Annotated in this window: 16 protein-coding genes; 4 read left to right on the forward strand and 12 right to left on the reverse strand. The window is 74.4% G+C overall.

Translation table 11 applies throughout. From position 1 onward, the window contains the following. Positions 1 to 15: 15 nt before the first annotated feature. From ACWGSR_RS19280 to ACWGSR_RS19300, 5 genes are all read right to left on the reverse strand, one after another. Complete coding sequence (locus tag ACWGSR_RS19280) at positions 16 to 957, reverse strand: ROK family glucokinase (protein WP_376243786.1); 942 nt, start codon at positions 955 to 957, stop codon at positions 16 to 18. Between the two features lie 66 nt (positions 958 to 1,023). Then, positions 1,024 to 1,452: a DUF5304 domain-containing protein gene (locus ACWGSR_RS19285; protein ID WP_376243789.1), complete on the reverse strand. Its 429-nt coding sequence runs from the start codon at positions 1,450 to 1,452 to the stop codon at positions 1,024 to 1,026. A gap of 43 nt (positions 1,453 to 1,495) precedes the next feature. Next, a complete protein-coding gene (locus ACWGSR_RS19290; protein WP_376243791.1) occupies positions 1,496 to 2,629 on the reverse strand; it encodes an ArsA family ATPase in 1,134 nt (377 codons plus the stop codon). Positions 2,630 to 2,843: 214 nt separating this feature from the next. After that, entirely contained in the window at positions 2,844 to 3,287 is a 444-nt protein-coding gene (locus ACWGSR_RS19295) for an SRPBCC family protein (protein ID WP_376243794.1), read from the reverse strand. Between the two features lie 130 nt (positions 3,288 to 3,417). Then, positions 3,418 to 4,185, reverse strand: a complete 768-nt coding sequence (locus tag ACWGSR_RS19300; protein WP_376243797.1) for a metallophosphoesterase family protein — start codon at positions 4,183 to 4,185, stop codon at positions 3,418 to 3,420. 303 nt (positions 4,186 to 4,488) lie between these two features. Here ACWGSR_RS19300 and ACWGSR_RS19305 point away from each other — a divergent pair, with 303 nt between their 5' ends. Beyond that, positions 4,489 to 6,285: an AMP-dependent synthetase/ligase gene (locus ACWGSR_RS19305; RefSeq protein WP_376243800.1), complete on the forward strand. Its 1,797-nt coding sequence runs from the start codon at positions 4,489 to 4,491 to the stop codon at positions 6,283 to 6,285. A gap of 65 nt (positions 6,286 to 6,350) precedes the next feature. On the opposite strand, the gene ACWGSR_RS19310 is transcribed toward ACWGSR_RS19305, so the two are convergent. After that, positions 6,351 to 7,493 carry a glycosyltransferase family 4 protein gene (locus ACWGSR_RS19310; protein WP_453567706.1) on the reverse strand — a complete coding sequence of 381 codons (1,143 nt, stop codon included), beginning with the start codon at positions 7,491 to 7,493 and terminating at the stop codon, positions 6,351 to 6,353. An 84-nt stretch (positions 7,494 to 7,577) separates the two neighbouring features. On the opposite strand from ACWGSR_RS19310, the gene ACWGSR_RS19315 reads away from it, so the two are divergent. Further along, positions 7,578 to 8,852: a glycosyltransferase 87 family protein gene (locus tag ACWGSR_RS19315; protein WP_453567708.1), complete on the forward strand. Its 1,275-nt coding sequence runs from the start codon at positions 7,578 to 7,580 to the stop codon at positions 8,850 to 8,852. A 96-nt stretch (positions 8,853 to 8,948) separates the two neighbouring features. On the opposite strand, the gene ACWGSR_RS19320 is transcribed toward ACWGSR_RS19315, so the two are convergent. The 5 genes from ACWGSR_RS19320 to ACWGSR_RS19340 form a co-directional block, all read right to left on the reverse strand. Continuing rightward, the gene (locus ACWGSR_RS19320; protein ID WP_453567710.1) at positions 8,949 to 10,175 is read right to left on the reverse strand and encodes a hypothetical protein; all 1,227 of its coding nucleotides are present in this window, start codon (positions 10,173 to 10,175) and stop codon (positions 8,949 to 8,951) included. Positions 10,176 to 10,451: 276 nt separating this feature from the next. Next, positions 10,452 to 11,501, reverse strand: a complete 1,050-nt coding sequence (locus ACWGSR_RS19325) for a C40 family peptidase (RefSeq protein ID WP_376243673.1) — start codon at positions 11,499 to 11,501, stop codon at positions 10,452 to 10,454. A 194-nt stretch (positions 11,502 to 11,695) separates the two neighbouring features. Then, positions 11,696 to 12,745 carry a C40 family peptidase gene (locus ACWGSR_RS19330; protein ID WP_376243670.1) on the reverse strand — a complete coding sequence of 350 codons (1,050 nt, stop codon included), beginning with the start codon at positions 12,743 to 12,745 and terminating at the stop codon, positions 11,696 to 11,698. Positions 12,746 to 12,999: 254 nt separating this feature from the next. After that, complete coding sequence (locus ACWGSR_RS19335) at positions 13,000 to 14,364, reverse strand: NYN domain-containing protein (RefSeq protein ID WP_453567713.1); 1,365 nt, start codon at positions 14,362 to 14,364, stop codon at positions 13,000 to 13,002. Between the two features lie 33 nt (positions 14,365 to 14,397). Then, positions 14,398 to 14,640: a hypothetical protein gene (locus ACWGSR_RS19340; protein WP_015033005.1), complete on the reverse strand. Its 243-nt coding sequence runs from the start codon at positions 14,638 to 14,640 to the stop codon at positions 14,398 to 14,400. Between the two features lie 159 nt (positions 14,641 to 14,799). Here ACWGSR_RS19340 and ACWGSR_RS19345 point away from each other — a divergent pair, with 159 nt between their 5' ends. Both ACWGSR_RS19345 and ACWGSR_RS19350 read left to right on the forward strand, forming a co-directional pair. Continuing rightward, entirely contained in the window at positions 14,800 to 15,534 is a 735-nt protein-coding gene (locus ACWGSR_RS19345) for a rhomboid family intramembrane serine protease (RefSeq protein ID WP_376243664.1), read from the forward strand. Beyond that, on the forward strand, positions 15,531 to 15,812 hold the full coding sequence (locus ACWGSR_RS19350; protein ID WP_030205672.1) for an Lrp/AsnC family transcriptional regulator: 282 nt from the start codon (positions 15,531 to 15,533) through the stop codon (positions 15,810 to 15,812). Before ACWGSR_RS19345 ends, ACWGSR_RS19350 begins: the two co-directional genes overlap by 4 nt. A 71-nt stretch (positions 15,813 to 15,883) precedes the next feature. Here ACWGSR_RS19350 and ACWGSR_RS19355 read toward each other — a convergent pair whose 3' ends face one another. After that, the gene (locus ACWGSR_RS19355) at positions 15,884 to 17,308 is read right to left on the reverse strand and encodes an aminotransferase class V-fold PLP-dependent enzyme (RefSeq protein ID WP_453567715.1); all 1,425 of its coding nucleotides are present in this window, start codon (positions 17,306 to 17,308) and stop codon (positions 15,884 to 15,886) included. Between the last annotated feature and the right edge of the window lie 38 nt (positions 17,309 to 17,346).

Consider the following 17,346-nt stretch of genomic DNA (forward strand, 5'->3'; position numbering starts at 1 on the left):
CGCCCCGTGCAGAGGTCAGCCCTGGCGGGCCAGGTCCGCGGCGCCGACCAGGCCGGCCTTGTTGCCGAGCTGGGCGGCGAGGACCTGGGCGTGCGGGCGCCACTGGCCGCCGATCAGCCAGCGCCGGAACGACTTGCGGATCGGGCCGAGGACGAGCTCGCCCTCGTCCGAGACGCCGCCGCCGACGATGAACGCCGAGGGGTCGAAGAGCGAGGCCAGGTCGGCGAGGCCGGCACCGGCCCAGCGGGCCAGCTCCCGGAAGGAGTCGACGGCGACCGGGTCGCCGGCGCGGGCGGCCTGGCTGACGTGGCGGCCCTCGATGCCCTCGGGGCTGCCGTCGCCGAGGCTCAGCAGGACCTCGGCGTTCTCCGGGGTGGCGGCGGCGCGCTGCCGGGCGTACCGGACGAGGGCACGGCCGGAGGCGTACTGCTCCCAGCAGCCCTGGCTGCCGCAGCCGCAGAGCAGGCCGTCGGGGACGACCCGGATGTGGCCGAATTCGGCGGCCACGCCGAAGCGGCCGCGGCGCAGCTTGTTGCCCATGATGATGCCGCCGCCGAGGCCGGTGCCGAGGGTGATGCAGATGACGTCCTCGTGGCCCTGGCCGGCGCCGAAGCGGTACTCGCCCCAGGCCGCGGCGTTGGCGTCGTTCTCGACGACGACGGGCAGGCCGACGCGCTGCTCGACCTTGTCCTTGAGCGGCTCGTGCCGCCAGTCGATGTTCGGCGCGAAGAGGACGGTGGCGCGCTTGTCGTCGACGTAGCCGGCGGCGCCGATGCCCACGGCCTCGATCGCGTGGCCCTTGCCGGCCTCGGAGACCGCCGTGCTGATCGCGTCGACGATGCCCTCGGGGGTCGGCGGGGTGGGCACCTTGTGCGTGTCGAGGATGTTGCCCTCCTCGTCGACCACGCCGGCCGCGATCTTCGTGCCGCCGATGTCGACGCCGATGGTGAGTCCCATGTGTCCCTCAGTTTTCGGTCGAGCCCCGCTAGGGCCCACCGTACCCGAGGGGGAGGCGCGTCCTGATCAATCCAGGTCGATGTGCTGGCCGGTTCCGGGCCCTTCGCCGTCCTCGCGGGGCGCCTTCGGAGGCTCTTCCGAGGGGGTCTCCCCCCGGGTCCAGCGGGTCTCGTGGCCCTCGACGGCGGAGCGGTAGGCGGCGAGGAGTTCGCTGCCGGCGGCGGCGAGGTGGTCGAAGACCTGCGGGTTGCGCTCGACGACGGGTTCGACGGCGGCCTTCGCCTGGTCGACGAACTGCTGGACGGTCCGTACGGCCCGGCCCGCGAGGAGCGGGTTCCCGAGGCCTTCGGAGACCTTGCCCGCGACGGCCTCGAAGAGCTTGCGGAACTCCTCGGCGGCCGATTCGGGCCCGGCCCCGCGCTCGGCCCGGCGGCGGGCCCTCTCCGCCTCCAGGTCCTCGGCGCACGCCTTGGCCCAGGCGTCCGAATCGCTCATGGCGCACTCCTCAGTCGGCTGGTACTTCGACGGTACACGGGCGTCAGGGGGTGCGGGGCCGGTCGGGCCAGAGTCCGGGGTCGGGGGTGAAGCGGACGCGGAGGTCGCCGTCGACGAGGCCCGCGCCGGTGACGGTGCAGCGGCGCAGGGCGCCGGGGAGGGGGAGGTTGCGGCGGAACGGTCCGGCGGCCAGGAGCAGCTCGTCGCCGCGCCGGACGAGGGAGAGCTCCTCCTTGGCGGCACCGGGCAGGGGGACGTGCCAGACGAGGACGCCGTCCTCGTCCCGCCGGTCCTCGACGGTCCACGCGGGCGCGGGCACGGCGTCGGTCCGGGCGGGGGCGAGGAGGGCGAGGTCGTCGGCGCCGCGCGGGGCGCGGCCGAGGTGCGGGAGCTCGTGGAGCACTCCGCCTGCGGTACGGAGTTCCGCGAGGTGCCGGTGCTGCTCGGCGGTCAGGCCGGCGAGCCAGGGGTCCTCGGAGCCCGCGGGCAGCAGCCGGTTGGCGACGACGGAGTCGAGGGAGAGGCGGTGGAGGGCGAGGCCGAGGCGGGCGGTGCGCAGGGCGCGGACGGCGGCGGGTCCCGGTTCGAGGACGAGCCGGACGGTGGTGCCGGGGGCCTCGACGACGGCCTGGACGGCGGCGAGTTCGGCCTCCCAGCGGGCGGTGGTCTCGTACAGCCACTGCGCGGGCATGGGGACCCCGGCGAGCTGGGCGAGCATCGGGCGCAGGGCGCGGGCGGCCTGCCGCTCCTGGGGCAGGAGCCGGCGCAGATAGCGGCGGAGCTGCTCGGGCAGGGCGAGGACGGCGAGGGCCTCGGGGAGCGGCGGCAGGTCGACGACGGCCAGCTCGTGGTCGCCCGTGGCGGCCTCGCGCAGGGCCCGCAGCAGGGCGAAGGGGCGGCTGCCGGGCAGTTCGGTCAGCTCGGCGTCCTCGAAGGGCGCGGTGCCGAGCAGGTCGAGGGCGACGCCGGAGCGGGCCTGGAGGGCGAGGAACTCGCGGCGGAAGTCGGCGGCGGGCTCGGGCCGCAGCACCCGCAGGTTCCCGTCGTCCGGCAGCCGCCCGGCGTCCTCGGAGACGAGCAGCGTCCGCCGCCCGGCCCGCGCCTCGGCGAGGGCGGTCGCGGCGGCGACGGTGGTGCGCCCGGCACCGCCGAGGCCGGTGACAAGGATGATCCGCATGCGGAGGACGCTACCCGCCTCCGGCGGCGGGGGGTCCGGGGGCCCGGACCGAAGACCGGCGGCGGGGGCGGCGCCCGTCGCGGGGACCGCCCCGGGCGGAGGGGGCGCCCCGGGCGGAGGGAGCGCCCGCCACCGAGCCGCCGCTCCGGGCCGGAGCCGTACCCCGTCCCGCCGCCCCGGCCCCGGAGCCGTACCCCGTCCCGCCGCGCAGCGCCTACGCGCCGGATTCCACGCGCTTCTTCAGGCCCGCCAGGGCGCGGTCGATGATGACCTTCTCGGCCTTGCGCTTGATCATGCCGAGCATGGGGATCTTGACGTCGACGGTGAGCTGGTAGGTGACCTCGGTGCGCTTGCCGCCGTCGAGCGGGGTCAGGCGGTAGGAGCCGTCGAGGGAGCGGAGCATCTGGGACTTGACCAGGGTCCAGCCGACCTCGTCGGCGCCGGTCCAGGTGTACGCCAGGGTGTGGTCGTCCTTGATGGCGCCCGCGTCGAGGAGCAGCCGGACCTTCGCCGCGCGGCCTGCGGCGTCCTTCTCCAGGACCTCGGCCTCCTTCACCTCGCCCGTCCACTCGGGGTAGCGGGCGAAGTCGGCGATCACGCCCATGACGTCGGCCGGCGCCGCCTCGACGGTGATGCTCGAGCTGGTGTGTTCGGCCATCGCGGTGGCTCCTCCACTGTGCGGTCCGGCGGAAGTCAAGGGGGCACGGGCGTGCCGACGGCAGGCTATCGCGCCCCGGGCCCGGACCCGCCACGGGAAGGCCGCGGAGGGGGCGGGAACGGCCGGGAGATCACCACTCCAGGGCGAAGGGCCTGCCCGTCGAGGCGAAGTGCCCCACGTTGACGCACTCGGTCGCGCCGATCCGCATCCGCCGGGCCAGCGGCTGGTGGACGTGGCCGAAGAGGGAGTAGCGCGGCCGGGTGCGCCGGATCGCGTCGAGCAGGGCCCGGCTGCCGCGCTCGAAGCGGCGGGCCACCGTGTCGTACGTCAGCTCCGGCACCTCCGGCGGGATGTGGGAGCAGAGGACGTCGACCTCGCCGAGCGCCTCGACCTTCGCCGCGTACTCCTCGTCGGAGATCTCGTACGGCGTGCGCATCGGGGTGCGCAGACCGCCGCCGACGAAGCCGAAGACGAGGCCGCCGAGCTCGATCCGCTCCCCGTCGAGGACGGTCGTCCCCGGTCGGGCGAATTCGGGCCAGAACCGGGGGATGTCCACGTTCCCGTAGGTGGCGTACGTGGGGGTGGGGAAGGCGGCGAAGAGTTCGGCGTACTGGCGGCGCACGGCGGCCTCGATGGCGGTGGTGCGGTCGATGCCGAGCTCGGCCCAGAGGCGGCGGCCCAGGTCACGGGCCTCGTCGAAGCGGCGGGCGGTGCGCAGTTCGACGAGCCGGTCGGCGTTCTCGACGCCGAAGAGGTCAGGGAAGATGCCCCGGGCGTGGTCGGCGTAGTCGAGGAAGAGGACCAGGTCCCCGAGGCATATCAGGGCGTCGGCACCCTCCCCCGCACGGGCGAGGTCGCCGGCGTTGCCGTGCACGTCACTGACCACATGGACTCGCATGGAGCCACCTTAGGGGGCGCCCCGGAGGCCGGTCCGGGAAACCGGCCGCGGACCGCCTCCCGGCCGCCCTACCTGCGGTTACTTCCTAGTCGGGAAACGGGTGGACTACTGTTCACGGAGCACCGTCATGCGTGTGTGACGCACGGAACATCTGGCCGGGACCCCCTATCGGGAACCACGTACTGATGGGTAACGTCCGGGCAGTCCAGTCGTGCTCACCCCCACTGAGCACCTGACCGAATATGGACTAACCGGTGCATCACACAGAGCCGTGGCGCCGGCGCCCGATGAGGAGCAGCAGTCTTGCGCGAGTTCAGCCTTCCGGCCCTGTACGAGGTCCCCACGGACGGCAACCTGACGGATCTCATCCGCCGCAACGCCTCCCAGCACCCAGACGTCGCCGTGATGGGGCGCAAGGTCGGCGGAGTGTGGACGGACGTCACCGCCACCGAGTTCCTCGCCGAGGTCCGCGGGGCCGCCAAGGGTCTGATCGCCGCCGGGGTGGAGCCGGGTGACCGGGTCGCGCTGCTCTCCCGCACGCGCTACGAGTGGGTGCTCCTCGACTTCGCGATCTGGAGCGCGGGCGGCGTGACCGTGCCGGTGTACGAGACCAGCTCGCCGGAGCAGATCCAGTGGATCCTGGGCGACTCGGGCGCGACCGCCGTCCTGGTGGAGAGCGCGGCGCACGAGGAGTCGGTGGCCTCGGTCCGGGCGGACCTGCCGGAGCTGAAGAGCGTGTGGCGGATCGAGGACGACGCCGTCGCCCGCCTCACCGCCGACGGGGCCGGCGTCTCCGACGAACTGCTCGACGCGCGCATGTCGGCGGCGAACGCGGACGACCCGGCGACGATCGTCTACACCTCGGGCACCACGGGCCGCCCCAAGGGCTGCGTCCTGACCCACCGGGCCTTCTTCGCCGAGTGCGGCAACGTGGTGGAGCGGCTGAAGCCCCTCTTCCGCACGGGCGAGTGCTCGGTCCTGCTCTTCCTGCCCGCCGCGCACGTCTTCGGGCGGCTCGTCGAGGTGGCGTCCGTGATGGCGCCGATCCGGCTGGGCTGCGTCCCCGACATCAAGAACCTCACGGACGAGCTGGCCTCGTTCCGGCCGACGCTGATCCTGGGCGTGCCCCGGGTCTTCGAGAAGGTCTACAACTCGGCGCGGGCGAAGGCGCAGGCCGACGGCAAGGGCAAGATCTTCGACAAGGCCGCGCAGACGGCCATCGCGTACAGCCGGGCGCTCGGCACCCCGCAGGGCCCTTCCTTCGGCCTGAAGCTGAAGCACAAGGTCTTCGACAAGCTGGTCTACAGCAAGCTGCGGGCGGTGCTCGGCGGGCGCGGCGAGCACGCGATCTCGGGCGGCGCGCCGCTGGGCGAGCGGCTCGGCCACTTCTTCCGCGGCATCGGCTTCACCGTCCTGGAGGGCTACGGCCTGACGGAGTCGTGCGCGGCGACCGCGTTCAACCCGTGGGACCGGCAGAAGATCGGCACGGTCGGCCAGCCGCTGCCGGGCTCGGTGGTGCGGATCGCCGACGACGGCGAGGTGCTGCTGCACGGCGAGCACGTCTTCACGGGCTACTGGAACAACGAGGCGGCGACGGCCGAGGCCCTCGCGGACGGCTGGTTCCACACGGGCGACATCGGCACGCTCGACGAGGACGGCTACCTGGCGATCACCGGCCGGAAGAAGGAGATCCTGGTGACGGCGGGCGGCAAGAACGTCGCCCCGGCGGTCATCGAGGACCGGATCCGGGCGCACGCGCTGGTCGCGGAGTGCATGGTGGTCGGCGACGGGCGTCCGTTCGTGGGCGCGCTCGTCACCCTGGACGAGGAGTTCCTCGGCCGCTGGGCGTCCGAGCACGGCAAGCCGGCCGGTGCGACGGCGGCGTCGCTGCGCGACGACCCGGAGCTCCTGGCGGAGGTCCAGCGGGCGGTCGACGACGGCAACGCGGCGGTCTCCAAGGCGGAGTCGGTCCGCAAGTTCCGTGTGCTGCCCGCCCAGTTCACGGAGGAGGCGGGGCACATCACCCCGTCCCTGAAGCTGAAGCGGAACGTGGTGGCGAAGGACTTCGCGGACGAGATCGAGGCGATCTACCGGGGCTGAGCCCGGCGGAGCACACGTAAGGAGAGGGCCCCGGGCGCATCGCCCGGGGCCCCTCTCCGTACCGCTCAGAGCAGCTCGCGCAGCCGTTCCGCGAGCAGGTCCCAGCGCCACTTCTCCTCCACCCAGGCCCGGCCCCGTTCGCCCATGCGGGCGCGGAGTTCGGGGTCGAGGAGGAGGGTGGTGACGCGGTCGGCGGTCTCCTCCGGGGATTCGCCGCGCACGACCCAGCCCGTCTCGCCGTCGAGGACGGCGTCGGGGGCGCCGCCGGAGTCGCCGGCGACGACGGGCAGGCCGGTGGCGGAGGCCTCCAGGTAGACGATGCCGAGGCCCTCGACGTCGAGGCCGCCGCGCCGGGTGCGGCAGGGCATGGCGAAGACGTCGCCGGCCCCGTAGTGGGCGGGCAGTTCGGCCCAGGGGACGGCGCCGGTGAAGCGTACGGATCCGGCCACGCCCGTCTCGTCGACGAGACGGCGCAGGTCCTTCTCGTACGGGCCGCCGCCGACGATCAGGAGGACGGCGTCCGGGACCCGGCGCAGGATGCCCGGCAGGGCCCTGATCAGGGTGTCCTGGCCCTTGCGCGGGACGAGCCGGGAGACGCAGACGACGACGGGCCGGTCGCTGAGCCCGAGGCGGGCGCGGACCTCGTCGCCGCCGGAGCCGGGGTGGAAGGTCTTCTCGTCGACGCCGGGCGGGAGCTGGACCATCCGGCCGGCGGCGGCGGGCGTGAGGGCCGAGGCGATCCGGGAGCGGGTGTACTCGCCGAGGTAGGTGATCGTGTCGGTGCCCTCGCCGATGCGGCGCAGCAGCTGCCGGGCGGCGGGCAGTTGGGCCCAGCCCGCCTCGTGGCCGTGGGTGGTGGCGACCAGGCGCCGGGCGCCGGCCCGGCGCAGGGCGGGGGCCATCAGGCCGAGCGGGGCCGCGGCGCCGAACCACACGGACTCACAGCCGTGTTCGCGCAGCAGCGCGGTGGCGCGGGCGGTGACCCGGGGGGTGGGCAGCAGCATGGTGGTGCGGTCCCGGACGACGGTGAAGGGCTGTTCGGCGTCGAACGCCGCCGTCGCCTCGGCCCCTTCGCGGCCGCGCTTCCAGGTGGAGGCGTAGACCACGACCTGCTGGGGGTCCAGACGGAGGGCCATGTTGTGCAGGAAGGCCTGGATTCCCCCGGGACGCGGCGGGAAGTCGTTGGTTACGATCAGGGTCTTGTGCATCGTGGCCGACAGTACGCGATCGCACCCACCGCCCGGCACCACCACTCCCCCGCGCGAGCGGGCCGACCCGACGAGGACGAGTCAGTGACGACGGGCACCGTGGGGAAGGGATCGCGCGCGGGTCTGTGGCTTCCCGTCGGCCTCTGGGGGCTCACCCGGGTCCTCCTCCTGCTGTGCGTGTTCGACGTCGTGGAGGTCCCGGGGCCGGACATCGCGTACGACGTCGAGAACATCTACCGGGGCTGGTACGAGGTGCTGCGGGACGGCACGTACCCGCTGGACGACGTCACCTGGCAGTACCCGCCGGCCGCGGCGTTCGTGATGCTCGCCCCCGGCCTGCTGCCGTTCCTCAACTACGCGGCCGCCTTCTTCGTCCTCGCACTGCTCTGCGACGCGCTGGTCTTCGGGCTGCTCCTGTACACGGGCCGCCGGGCGGGCCGGACGTCCCGGGGCGCCTGGATCTGGCTGGCGGGCGTCGCGCTGCTCGGCCCGACCGCGTACGCCCGGTACGACGTGATGGTGACCGCCGTCGCGGTGGCGGGGCTCCTCGCGGCCGGCCGCGATCCCCGGGTCCTCGGCGCGCTCGCCGGTTTCGGGACGGTCCTGAAGGTGTGGCCGGCGCTGGTGCTCGTGGGCACCCCGAAGGGGCGGGCGACGTTCCGCTCCTGGTCGGCGGCGGCGGGCGCGGCGGCCGGGGTGCTGCTGCTCTGCGTGCTGTGGAAGCCGGGGGCGCTGTCCTTCCTGTCCTTCCAGCGGGACCGGGGCACCGAGGTGGAGTCCCTGGGCGCGACGGTCTTCCACGTCCTGCGGCACTTCGGCTGGGAGGGCGAGGTGCGGATGAACTACGGCTCGATGGAGTTCCTCGGCCCGTACGTGTCCGCGGTGTCGACGGCCGCGATGGCGGTGACGATCGGCGCCTTCGGCTGGCTGCTGCTCTGGCGGATCAGGGCACGCCGGTTCGTCTCGTCGACGGTGGCGGACGCGGCCTTCGTGGCGGTGCTGCTCTTCACGCTGACGAGCCGGGTGCTCTCCCCGCAGTACATGCTGTGGCTGATCGGCCTGGCGGCGGTGTGCCTGGCCTTCCGGTCGAGCCGGATGGAGCGGCCCGCGCACCTGGTGGTCTGGGCGACGGCGGTGACGCAGTTCGAGTTCCCGGTGTGGTTCTGGCACGTGACGCGGAGCGACGCGCTGGGCATGGCGGTGCTCTTCACGCGGAACGGGCTGCTGATCGCCGCCGCCGTCCTGGCCTGCCGGATCCTGTGGCGGCAGACGGTCACGGAGCCGCGCCTCGCCGCGACCGTCCCCGCGCAGGCCTCGCGGACGGAGCGCGAGGGGGCCCTGTCCGGCTCGGCGCGCTGAGCGGCGGGCCCGGCCCCGATCGGCAGGACGGGCGGGCCCTGGGGCCTGTCCGACGGGTCAGGTTCGCGGCTCCGGCCCTGACCCGCCGGACAGGTCCTACCCGAGCTTCTCCGCCACGTACGCCCGCCAGGCCTCGGTGAACTCCTCCGGGGTGGTGTCCAGGACGTCGTGGAGCGCGTTCTCCACCGCGCCCTCCCGGCCCGGGTGCGCGCCCACCGCCCGGTAGAACGCGGTCAGCTCCTTCTCGCCCCAGCGCTCCGCGACCAGCTCGCAGGCCAGCCAGCCGCCCTCGTAGGCCCGTGCCAGGGTCCCCGCGTCCCCGCCGAAGGAGAAGTCGGCGTCCTCCGGGAGCCGGACGGGCGGTTCGCCGTCCCGGACCGCGCGGCGCAGCTCGGGGGCGGCCTCCGCGGGCGTGCGGCCTGCGTCCCGGTAGGCGACCCAGTCCGCGAAGCCCTCGGAGAGCCAGACCGGGGTCGAGGGGGTGGTGTGGGCGCGGGTGGCGACGTGGACGGTCTCGTGGGTGAGGACGAGCTGCCGGCCGAAGTCGCCGAGGACCCCGTACGCGTCGGGGTTGACGATCACCCGGTCGGCGGGCCCGTCCGGTCCGCCCCTGGTCTCGCCCGTGGTGACGGCCGCTATCCCCCGGTAGGAGTCCCCCGGCTCCCCCAGGAGCTCCCCCATGGCGTCCAGGGAGCCGGGGACGAGGACGACCACCCGGCGGGCCCAGTCCTCGGGCCAGGCGCCGGTGACGGCGGGGACCGCCCGGTCGGCCGCCGCCGCGATCTCCCGGAGCCGCGCCCGGTCCGGGCCGGTGCCGAGGACCAGCGAGCGGGCGCCGTGGACGGCCGTGACGTCCCCCTGCTCCCAGAGCTGCCGGGGCGCGCCCTCCGCGGGCCGCTCACCGGTCACGTACCAGCGTCCGCCGCGCTCGGTGAGGTCCAGGACGCGGGCGGTGGTGACGGGCCGCCGGTCCTGGCCCTTGAGCCGGTGGCCGAGCTCGGCGCGGGCGGTGACCCGGTCGGGGGCGGTCCGGTCGACGCCGGTGACCCGGTACGACCAGCCGTCGAGCGGCACCGCCGCGAGCCGCCGGTAGAGGGTGAGGGCGGCCGGCGCGTGGGCGGGGTCGAGGGCGGCCCGGTAGCCGGGCTCGTCGCGGGCGAGGAGGGCCCTGGCGTGCTCGTCGAGGAGCGCCTGTATCTCCCGGGAGGCGGTGCGGGCGGCGGGCCCGGTCTCCGCGCAGCCGACGAGGCCCGTCAGGGCGAGCAGCAGGGCCAGCAGGCAGAAGACCGCCGGCCGTCGCGCTCCGTACCCCTGACCCGCCACGCCTCCGATCGTACGATCCGAACGACGGACGCGGCTCCCGGGGCGGTCGGGCCCCGGGCGGACCGGGCCTCTGGAGCGTGCGGGGCCCGGGGCGGCCGGGCTCCCGGAGCGTGCGGACCTGGGCGGGCTCGGCTCCCAGAGCGTGCGGACCTGGGCGGGCTCGGCTCCCGGAGCGGGCGGGCCGGGCCGCCGGGGCCGTGCGGTCCGGCTCGGACCCGAGCACCCGGGGTCCTGCGGTCCGGCTCGGACCCGGGCCCCGGAGCCCCGCCCTCCGTCTCAGACCCGGGTCACCGTCACGTGCGACATCATGTTCACCGGGTCGTAGCGGACCCGGGCGCCCGGGTAGGGGGCATGGATGACCTGCCCGTTCCCGACGTAGATCGCCACGTGGCTGGCGTCGCTCCGGTAGGTGACGAGGTCCCCGGGCCGCGCCTGCGAGAGCGGCACCTGCCGGCCCGCGTGCCGCTGGGCGGCGGAGGTGCGCGGCAGGCTGATCCCGGCCTGGCGGTAGGACCAGACCATCAGGCCCGAGCAGTCGAAGGCGGAGGGCCCGGTCGCGCCCCACACGTACGGCCTGCCGACCGCGCCGCGGGCGGCGGCCACCGCGGCGGCGACCCGCGAGGAGAGCGGTCCGGAGTCGGCGGCCGTCACCTCCGCGGCCTCCCCCGCGGTGCCGGCGGCGCCGGTGCGGGAGTCCTCGCGGCCGCCGGTGCGCGAGGCGCGGTCGAAGTCGGCGCGCTCCTCGGCGGTGAGGGAGGCGAGCAGCCGGCGGGCCTCGGCGAGCTTCCGTTCGACGGTGCGCTTGTGGCGGGCGACCTCGGTCCGGCTGCGCTCCAGTTCGGCCAGGGCCGAGCGGGCCTCGCTCCGCTTCTGGCCCAACCGGCGCTGTTCCCGCAGGAGTTCACCGAGCGCGGCGCTCTGGTGGGCGGTGAGCCGGTCGAGCGCGGAGGCGCGTTCGAGGTAGCTGTCGGGGTCGGAGGAGAGCAGCAGGGCGAGCGAGGGGTCGATGCCGCCGGAGCGGTACTGGGCCCCGGCGACCGAACCGAGGACGCCCCGCATGCGGTTGACGCGCTCCTGGCCGCGGGCCAGGCCGTCCCGGGCCCGGGCGACCGTGCGGCGCAGCGCGTCCGCCTTCTCGTCGGCCTCGTTGTAGCCCTCGGTGGCGCGCTCGGCCTCCTCGAAGAGGCGGTCGACCCTGGTCCGGGCGGCCTCGGCACCGGCTCCGGGGTCGGCGTTCGCGGGGAGGGCCCCGAGGGACGCCGCCGCGGTGGCCGCGGCGGCGGCGGTGAGGACGGTGACCCGGGCGGGTCGGCGGTGGGACGCCACGGATCGCGCTCCGTTCGGCTCGACGCAGACTGGCGCGGCAGACAGTAGCCGCTGATCACTCTCCGTCCAACGAAGGCGCCGGGCACGCAAAGTGACGCCCCGCCGGAGACCACAGGTCACCGGCGGGGCGTCGCGTCAGGGTGCGTCGCGGCGAACCACCCGTTCGGGCGGCATGCCGCGGCGGGTCGCGGGGGTCAGCCGCCGATGCGGACGCCGAACTGGAACGTGCCCATGTAGTCCATGGACTCGTAGCGGACGTTGGCGCCCGGCTTGGGGGCGTGCAGGATCGTGTTGTTGCCCGCGTAGAGGCCCACGTGCGACAGGCTGTTGAAGAAGACCAGGTCGCCCGGCCGGAGCTGGCTGCGGCCGATCTTCGTGCCGTCGTTCTGCTGGGTGTAGGTGACGCGGCTGAGCCTGGCGCCGGCCTTCCCGTAGGCCCACTGGGTCAGGCCGGAGCAGTCGTACGCGTTGGGGCCCTCGGCGCCGGAGTCGTACGGCTTGCCGATCTGGGTGGCGGCGGCGCTGAGCGCGGCGGCGCCGAGGCCGCTGGCGGGGACCTCGTTGCCCAGGTCGACCCGCTCGCCGGCGGCGCGGCTGGCGCGCTGCTCCTTCGCCCGCTCCTCCTGCTCGATCTTGGCCTTCTCGGCGGCCGTGAGGGTGTTGAGGAGCTTCTGGGCCTCGGCCAGCTTGCCCTGGTACTTCTGCTTCTTCTCGCCGAGGGACTTGCGGACGCCGTCGAGGTCGGCGAGCTTCGCGGTGGCCTCGGCGCGCTGCTGGGCGAGGGTGCGCTGCTTGGCCTGGATCTGCGTGAGGACGTCGGCCTGCTGGGCGCTCAGCTGGTCGATCGCGGACGCCTTGTCGAGGTAGGTGTCCGGGTCGCCGGAGAGGAAGAGCTGGAGCGCCGGGTCGATGCCGCCGGAGCGGTACTGGGCGCTGGCGACCGAACCGATCTGGTCGCGCAGGGTGTTGAGCTCCTGCTGACCGCGGGCCACCTTGTCCTGGAGCTCGCCGATCTCCTTCTGCAGCTTGCCCCGGCGCTCGTCGGCCTGGTTGTACTGCTCCGTGGCCTCCTCGGCCTCGTGGTGCAGTTCGTCGACCTTCGTCTTGACCTCGTCGATCTTGGGCTTGGCGGGGGCCGCCTGGGCGCCGGACTGGGCGGTGAGGGCGACGGCCGCGGCCGCGGTCACGGTGAGCACGGTCACACGGGCGCGGCTCGGCTGCTTGGGTCGACGGTGGGACGCCACGAAGGCGGTCTCCTTCTTCCTCGAGCCGCCCGGCCGGTCAGGGCAGGCGGTTCCTCCGCCGTCACCCCGGATGGGTGATCGACCGCGCGAAGGTTCGAGGCCTGACCCTAGTGACCGAGTTGTGATCATTCAAATCCCACCGGAGAAAATCTCGCTCACGCACCACATTATTTACATACATCGCACGGGCTGTGATGGGCACTTGACGGTCCGCCGTCCAGAATCCGGGCATAAGGCCCAGGAGTTACGAGTGGTTACGAGAGCCGCGAAAGCCGCTTCAGCAACAAGGCGGACGCGACCGGCCGCGCCCCCGCCTTCGCGACCCCGTCGGCCACCTCGCGGTCCGTGGAGACCACCACGACCGGCCGCCCCGGCGGCTCCGCCCGCACCAGCTGCCGGATCAACTCGTCGGCCGTGACGCCGGGCTTGGAGAACAGCACCCGCACCCCGCGCGGCGGCGCGAGCAGCACCGGGGCCGCCAGCTCCGCCCCGTCGAAGACGCAGGTGACCTCGGCGCCCGAGCGGGCCGCGAGGGCCGAGAGGCCGCCGAGCAGCCGCAGCCGCTGCTTCTCCAGGGGCATCGTCGGATAACCGGTCTTGGTGACGTTGTAGCCGTCGACGACCAGATGCGTCTGCGGCAGCGACAGGAGCTGGTCGAGCAGCGCCGGGTCGGTCTCGGAGAGCGCCCGCGCCGCGATGTCCTTCGGGGACATCCGCCCCGGCTCCACCGCGTCCACGGTGTCCGCCGGATGCGTCGAGACGGGCGGCAGCGCGAGCTCGCGGCGCAGCCCCTGGGCCGCGTCGAGGACCGTGTCGAGCAGCAGCCGCAGCCGCATGTCCTCCACCGAGCGCCCCTCGCGGGCGGTCCTGCGGCTGGCCTCCAGGGCCGCCTCGACCTCGCCGAGCCGGGCCTTGAGCCGCCGGCCCTCGCTCTCGGCGGCCGACACCTGGGCCGCCGCCTCCGCCCGCACGGCCTCGATCTCGCCCCGCGCCTTGCGCAGCGCGGCCTCGCCCCGCTTCACGTCGCTCTGCGCGCTGCGCAGCTTGCGGTGGAGCGACTCGGCCTCCTTGCGGGCCGCGTCGAGGTCGTGCCGCAACTGCTCGGTCTCGCCCCGGGAGCGGTCCCGGGCGGCGGCGAGCTCCTCGCGCAGCCGCTCCACCTCGCGCCGGCCGGCCTCGTCGGCCCGCTCGGCGTCGACCCGCAGGGCCTCCTCGCCCGCGGCGGCGACCAGCTTGACCCAGCCGGGCGGGCGCAGCACGTAGGCGGCCGCCGCCACGTCGACGGGATCGGCGGCCGCGGGCGGGGTGCCGCCCTCCACGGCTCCGGCCAGCTCGGGCTGGCCCTGCTTGAACCGCTCGCCGATCCGCTGCCGGAAGAGCGGATCGCCCTCCAGGGCGGCCGCCATCGCGTTGCCGGCGAACTTGGCCCGCCGGCTCGGGGTGAAACGGGCGTACTGCCGCAGGGGCGCGGGCAGCTCCGCGACGGTCAGCCCGCCGAAGGCGTCGGCGACCAGCGCGACGACCCGCCGCCGTACGCCTTCCGGCAGTGGGTGGTCGAGCGTCTCGGCAGCGTCACCTGCCGCGCCGGCCGGCTCTCCACCGTGCGCGGGCTGCTCCACGATCCGTCACCCCTATGTCGTCCGCGCCGTCCCTCAGGAGGCGGCGCCCGGCCTGTCCACCAGCTCGATCTGGTCCACCGCGTTGCACCAGCGGCAGCGGACCGACTCGATGGTCTCACTGACCACCTGCCGCTCCTCGACGGTCGGCTCTCCGGCGAGGTCCAGATGGACGTACTCGACGACCTTGGACGAGCGGGTCACGTCGAAGCGGGTGAGGTTGCCGCAGAGCGTGCAGCGCCAGCGGGTCTCGGCGGTCGGCAGGGGAACCGTCGTCATCGAGCCGTCCTTCTTCCTGTTGCGTGGTACTCAGGTGCGGGAGCCGCGGTGCGCCGTCGAACTGCGGTCGTACTGCCCGCAACCCTACGGCCTCACGGCCCGGCGGGGGCACGGCGAGGCACTCTGTCCAGTTCGCCGCCGGTACGCCATGATCTGTCCGTGATCGATTGGCGAAGCGCGGTGACCGGCGCCTGGCGGGGCGCCCGCGGCGGCCCCTCGGTGACGTACGGGCTCATCGCCGCCTGCTGCCTCCTCTTCCTCTTCGGCCCGGTCTCCGGGCTGAACCCGGTGTACGGCACGGGGGACGCGCTCCTGGCGGCCCAGGGCTCGCACTTCCGCCGCTGGGGGGTCGTCCCCGCCGAGCTGATGGGCGGTGAGCCGCGCGCCCTGCTCACCCCGTTCACCGCGCTCTTCGTCCACGGGAGCTGGCTCCACCTCCTGGGGAACATGCTCTTCCTGTACGTCTTCGGCGCGATGGCCGAGGAGCGCATGGGGCGGATCGGGTTCGCCCTCTTCTACCTGGGCACCGGCTACCTCGCCCTCGCCGGGTACGCGGCGGCGCACGCCCACAGCGAGCAGACCCTCGTCGGGGCGTCGGGGGCGATCTCCGGGGTGCTCGGGGCCTTCCTCTTCCTCTTCCCGCGCTCCCGGGTCACCAGCCTCTTCCCCTTCCTCTTCTTCCTGCCGCTGCGCTTCCCCGCCTGGATCGTGCTCGTCTTCTGGTTCACGCTCCAGTGGATGGCCGCGCGGGCGGCGGGCGCGGGGCCCGGCGTCGCCTATCTGGCCCACGTGGTGGGCTTCGCCCTCGGCTTCGTCTACGCCTGGGTGCGCTACCGGGGTGGGGATAGAGTGAAGGCCCCAGCCGCGGCGACCGAGGGAGAAAGCCAGCCGTGATCACCGCGATCGTGCTCATCAAGACCAGCGTGGACCGCATCCCCGAGATCGCCGAGTCGATCGCGGCGCTCGACAGCGTCAGCGAGGTCTTCTCGGTGACCGGCACGTACGACCTGATCGCCATGGTCCGGGTGCCGCGCCACGACGACCTCGCGGACGTGATCCCCGGCAGCATCAGCAAGATCCCGGGCGTCGAGGCCACGGACACGCACGTCGCGTTCCGCACGTACTCGCAGCACGACCTGGAGGCGGCCTTCGCCATCGGTCTGGAGTCCTGAGGCTCCGCGCGCACGGAAACGGTGAAGGGGCCTCCCGGTCGGGAGGCCCCTTCACCCGTACGAGTGAGTGATCAGCCGCGGTCGGGGACGCAGCGGCCGTCCTCGGTGCGGTACTTCCACTGGGCGCCGTCCCCGACGAGCTCCTTCACGGCGCCGACGAACCGCTCCACGTGCTCGTCGGGCGTGCCGGCGCCGAAGCTCACCCGGATGGCGTTGAGGGACCGCTCGCCGGGCGCGGCCTCGGGGGCGCCGCACTCGCCCGGGTCCTGCGGGTCGCTGCCGAGCAGGGTGCGGACCAGCGGGTGGGCGCAGAAGAGGCCGTCGCGGACGCCGATGCCGTACTCGGCGGAGAGCGCGGCGGCGAAGTGGGAGCTGTTCCAGCCCTCCACGACGAAGGAGATGACGCCGACGCGGGGGGAGTCGTCGCCGAAGAGCGAGAGCACCCGGACCTCGGGGACCTCGGCCAGGCCCGCGCGGACCGTGTCGATCAGGTGCTGCTCGCGGGCGACGAGGGCGTCGAAGCCGGCCTCGGTGAGGGCCTTGCAGGCGGAGGCGATCGAGTAGACCCCGATGACGTTCGGGGAACCGGCCTCGTGCCGGGCCGCGGTGGTGTGCCACTCCACGTCCACACCACCGTCGGCCCGACGCGCCACCTTGCGGGAGGCGCCGCCGCCCGCGAGGTAGGGCTGGGAATCCTGGAGCCAGTCGGCGCGGCCCGCGAGGACGCCGGAGCCGAAGGGCGCGTACAGCTTGTGCCCGGAGAAGGCGACCCAGTCCACGTCGAGTTCGGCCACGGAGACCGGGTGGTGGGGCGCGAGCTGGGCGGCGTCGAGCACGATCCGGGCGCCGTGGGCGTGCGCGGCGGCGGCCAGCTCCTTGACCGGCCACAGCTCGCCGGTGACGTTGGAGGCGCCGGTGACGCAGACCAGGGCGGGGCCGTACGGGTCGCGGTCGGCGAGGGCCCGCTCCAGGGTCTCGACGGCCTGGGCCGGGGTGCGGGGCGCGTTGAGGTAGGTGACCCGGGCGTCGCGCCACGGCAGCAGCGAGGCGTGGTGCTCGGTCTCGAAGACGAAAACCTCGCAGCCGGCCGGGACCGCGGCGGCGAGCAGGTTGAGCGAGTCGGTGGTGGAGCGGGTGAAGACGACCTGGTCGCCGGGGCGGCAGCCGAGGAACTCGGCGACGGTGGCGCGGCTGTTCTCGAAGAGGTCGGTGGAGAGCTGGGAGAGGTACCCGGCACCGCGGTGGACGCTGCCGTAGTACGGGGCGTACGCGGCGACGTCGTCCCACACCCGCTGGAGGGCCGGGGCGCTGGCCGCGTAGTCGAGCGCCGCGTAGGTCACCTCGCCGCCGGTGACGAGCGGGACGGTCACGTCCCGGCCGAGGACGGGCAGCGGGGCGGCGCAGCAGGGGTCGGCGGACTCGGTGGCGACGGTCTCGACGACGGTGACGGCGGTGGCGGTGGCGGCGGTGGCGACGGCGTCAGGGCGTGCGGACATGGCGGTATCTCCCGGCGGGCGGTGCGGAATGGCTTCGG

Source organism: Streptomyces sp. NPDC055632, from assembly GCF_053618675.1.